Genomic DNA, 4,392 nt, shown 5'->3' with positions numbered 1-4,392 from the left:
ACGCCCTACCGGCCGCCGCTTGACATCACTCACCGTGACCAGGCGCCGGAAAGGAACTACTGAGGCGCTGCACTAGGTGGCGTCCGAGTCGAACGGGATGCTGGGGGCCGGCGGTGGGGTCGCGCCCGCGGAGACCTGGTGCGTGGGCACGCCCCGCGGCGCGGTGGCCTTCGCCCCCGTGCCCTTCGCCCCGGCGGCCTTTGACAGCAGCGGCGAGACGACCGCCGGCTGCGCGCCGACAGCGCCACCGGCGTCGGCACCGACCGGCGGCTGCGACGCGGCGGCGGGCGGCACGGCCGGCACCGGCGGGGCGGGGGTGACCGAGGCCGCGGGCAGGGATGGTGCGCGACCCAGCGACGGCGACTTGGTCAGCGACGGGGTCGCAGTGTCCTCGGCCAGCAGCAGCGCGTCGAGCGAGGTGCGCTTGGTGAGATACGGCGGCAGCGGCTCGTCGTCGAACAGGTGCTTGCGGACGAACGTCTTGGGATGCAGATCCCGGATGTCGAGATCGTCGAACTCGGGGCCGAGTTCGGACCGCAGGTCGTTGCGCATCCCCGTGGCCGTCTGGCGCAACTGGCGCAACATGCGGCCGGCGTCCCGGGCGGCTTTGGGCAGCCGATCGGGGCCGAAGACGAACAGCCCGATCACCAGCAGGACGGCGACTTCACCCCAACCGACACCGTTGAACACCAGCCGAGCGTACCCCGCCCGATGTCACCGCGAGGTTCGACCAGGCAACGAGCGGGGGCCAGGAACTCAACCCGGTTGTTCCTGGAGTGTCAGCTGGGTGGTTCTGGTCGCACCGCCACGCACATAGGTGACCGAGATCCTGTCGCCGACCCGGTGCAGCCGCGCCGCGACGTTGAGATCGTTGGTCCCACGGATGGCGCTCACCTCCAGCTTGGTGATCACGTCGTTGGCGCGCAGACCAGCCCGCGCCGCCGGCCCATCCGGCGTCACGGCGATCACCCGCGCTCCGGGCACCCCGTCGGACGCCTGCGCCTCACCGTCGGTGATGGTCGCGGTGGCCGCACCCACGTAGGGGTGCGTCGCACGCCCGGTCGAGATGATCTCCTGTGCCACCGAGCGGGCGAAGTCGATCGGAATGGCGAAGCCCACCCCGATGCTGCCGCTCTGCCCCTGGTCCTCGCGCCCGGGCACCGCGGCGATCGCGGCGTTGATCCCGACCACCTGGCCGAGAGAGTCGAGCAGCGGACCGCCGGAGTTACCCGGGTTGAGCGCGGCGTCCACCTGGATCGCCCCGATCAGCACGGTCGGGGCCGCACCGTCCGTCGCCGGCACCGGCGGGTTGCGGTCGAGCGCGCTGACCACACCGGTGGTCACGGTGCCCGACAGCCCGAGCGGTGCGCCGATGGCGACGACGGGTGCCCCGACCACGAGCGAACCCGACTGGCCCAGCGTGGCCGCCGGTAGCGGCGTGCTGGCCGGAACACGCAGCACCGCGAGATCGGTCTGCGGATCGCGTCCGACGACCTGGGCCTGGATACGGTTGAACTCCTGGTAGCGGGTGACCGTGATCGGCGACCCGGCCGCGATCGCCGGTGCGATCACATGATTGTTCGTCAGGATGTAACCGTCCGAGCTGAGGATCACACCCGAGCCGGTGTCGCCGCCGTCCGCCGCGTCACCGCCGACGTCGATGGTGACCACAGTCGGGAGCATCGCCGCCGCGATCGCGGCCACGCTGCGCCGATCGGTGACCGGTGCCGGGTTACCCACCCCGAGCGTCCTCACCGGCTCGACGTTGGGATCACCGGTGGTGATCACCACCAGCAGGCCACTGACCACGCCGCCCACCAGCGCCGCCGCGACCAGGCAGGCCACCAGCACCCGCAGGCCCACCTGAACGGGCCGGCCACCGACCCGTTCGGCGAGCCCGCCGGCACGCCCGGAGGTCGCCTCGTCGTCGGCACCGTCGACGCGTGCCGGCTCCGGGAGCCCGGCGTCACCTCGCGGGCCGTCAGAGGCAGCGGACGGTGCCGGATGCGCGGAACCGTCCGACCGCTGTCCCACCGCCCGGGCGCCGGCACGCGACCGGACCGGCGCGGTGGGCCGTCCCGCCGAGCCGCCGCGGCGGGCCACTGGCTCGAGCGTTGTCACCGACCCGGCCCGGCCGGCCTGCTCCGACGGCGGGGAATCCGACGGCCGGGAAACAGCGGGCAACGCCCGTCCCGACGCTGCTCCGGGCGAGCTTGACAGCCCGCCGCCGGTCGCCGGTGCGGTGCTCGTCACCGGCGGGACAGCCGGACGCGTCGACCTCGCCACCGGCGCGGCGGGCGCCGCCCCGCCCGTCGTCGATGTAGCCGCCTGGGTGACGGCGGGCCGTTCCACCCGGCTCGCGCCCGTGCCCGCGTTTCTGCCACCGGTCGCGGTGGCTCTGCCGCCGAGGCTGCCGGCGACGCCGATGGCCGCCCGAACCATGCCCGGAGCCACCCGATCCGCGCTGGCGCGCAGACTCCACACCCGGCCAGGACGGGAATGCCGCTCACCGCCTGGCCGGTCACCCACCTGCCGCTCGCCGCCTGGCCGCTCGCTGGTTGGCCGCTCGCTGGTTGGCCGCTCTCCTGGATGACGGTTGCCGACATGGTGCTCACCGCTGTCAACGCCGGGCACCGCGGCACCGCCCGTGACACGGCCGGAGTGACGGCCATGACGCGCACCCGAGGCCGGGCGCGCCCGGTCCTCCCCCGGTGGCAGAACCGGCGGGCGAGCCGGCGACCGAGGGCTGGCCTGCCGCCCCGTGGCCGGTTGCCCGGCGGGCAAAGGCTCCGGGGCCGGCCGGGCCTGGGTCTGCAGCGGCAGGCCCGCCGTCTCGGTCGTGCCCCCTGGACGCGGTGGCGACGCGGGCCGCTCAGCGGGCGCGAAGCGGGGAGGCGGACCCGACGGTGCCGCGGAATCGGCACCGTCGACCGGCGCGGCGGCAGCGGGCGGTGCGGACGCCGCGGGCGAGGAGATACGTGGGAGGTCGGGCGGTGGATTCTGCGGCATCCGCGCCGAGGTCGATGGAATGGTCGTCTCCGCGCGGACGCCCGGACCGCCGCGGCGACCGTCGGTGATCCGGTCGCCGAGCCGCCGCGGTTGGGCCGCGAGGGGTTGGGCCGCGAGGGGTTGGGCCGCGAGGGGTTGGGCCGCGAGGGGTTGGGCCGCTGGGTGTTCGGCGGTGGGGTGTTCGGCGGTGAGGCGGGAGGCGTCGCCGGCCGGCGCCTTCCCGGAGATGTCCGTGCCGGGTTCGTCGCGGGTCGACTGATCCGCGACGGGCAGGTCGGACGTGGGCGGGCGGGCAGCGATCGGCGAGGACCGTTCGAGGCCCCGAGGTCTCATCGGGGGCTCGAGCCTGTTCACACTCGCGATCGTCGCCTCGCTGGCGCTGCCTTCCACACGACCTCCCGGCTCGGCGCGTCGCAGGGCACGGTGGAACACCGGCAACCAGTTCCGTCCTGGAAGGCCCACGCAACGACCCCGAGCGGGTAACACGGTAAAGCCTTACCGCGAGATAGAGGAGCCCCCTCCCACAGAACTGGCCGAAAAAGACTTCTCCTGCCCCCGGGTAATCGCGCTCGGCGCCGGTGGGACAGCAGCGAATGCCTGATCGGCTGGGCATCCACGGCGGGGGCGTCCGGCAGCAGGCCCCCGGACTCCCCCATGCAGACGCCCCCACCCCACCACCCAAGGCGCACTGTCAACCACCATTACGACAACGACGACAACGACTGCGGCAACGGTTGCGAGGGAGAAAGCAACGACTCTCTCGACCGAACCGGACACGCCGGCGGAGATCGCCTTCGCGCACTTCATGTTTCCGGCGCGTGCAGTCGAGGTGAACAAAAAGAACGTCGCCGGCACAATGATCAGCACTGCGCGACAGGGACCTGTCAACATCAACAACGATTACTGATCAGCGATCAGCGACGGAACGACACCCGCATCGGCGAGAACATCGGGATCAGCCGCAGGGAGCCGCCGGCGGCCGGCCCGGGCGCGACCACGCTCGACACGGTCGGTACCGCCACGGACCCACCAGGACGTGTGCTCCCGCCGACATCCCCGACCGCGGTACCGGTCATGGCGAGCACCAGCAGGGCCGCGGAACCCAGCAGGGTCCGCCGCACGGTGGATCGGCGCGGTCCGGTGGGACGCGCCAGCAGCGGCCGGCGGCCACGTTCGGCCGGGTTCGGCCGCCGCGGCCCAGAACGACCGGCGATGTCGGGCCGCGGCGCGGAGCCTCTCGACCGGCTGACCATCGGCGGTGGCAGCGGCCGGTGGGAGCCCCGGGCTCGCCCGGCGGGGGGGGGGGCGCGGCCCCCCCCCCGCCCCCGGGGGGGCGCGCCCCCCGCCCCCGGCGGCGGGGGGGGCCGCCCCCCCCCCCCCCCC

At 74.0% G+C, this 4,392-nt stretch carries 3 protein-coding genes; all 3 read right to left on the bottom strand.

The features are described from left to right. Nucleotides 1–72: 72 nt before the first annotated feature. Nucleotides 73–690 (bottom strand): Sec-independent protein translocase protein TatB, encoded by a 618-nt coding sequence (gene tatB / locus MXD61_RS05425; RefSeq protein ID WP_248811746.1) that lies wholly within the window; start codon nt 688–690, stop codon nt 73–75. A 66-nt stretch (nt 691–756) separates the two neighbouring features. Continuing rightward, on the bottom strand, nt 757–3,363 hold the full coding sequence (locus tag MXD61_RS28330) for a trypsin-like peptidase domain-containing protein (RefSeq protein ID WP_248811745.1): 2,607 nt from the start codon (nt 3,361–3,363) through the stop codon (nt 757–759). A gap of 560 nt (nt 3,364–3,923) precedes the next feature. Beyond that, nucleotides 3,924–4,130 (bottom strand): hypothetical protein, encoded by a 207-nt coding sequence (locus MXD61_RS05415; RefSeq protein ID WP_248811744.1) that lies wholly within the window; start codon nt 4,128–4,130, stop codon nt 3,924–3,926. Between the last annotated feature and the right edge of the window lie 262 nt (nt 4,131–4,392).

The sequence above is a fragment of the Frankia sp. AgPm24 genome, from assembly GCF_023243055.1.
Classification (GTDB): domain Bacteria; phylum Actinomycetota; class Actinomycetes; order Frankiales; family Frankiaceae; genus Frankia; species Frankia umida.
The sequence above is the reverse complement of the archived record's forward strand: the minus strand, read 5'-3'. Positions and strand labels throughout refer to the sequence as shown.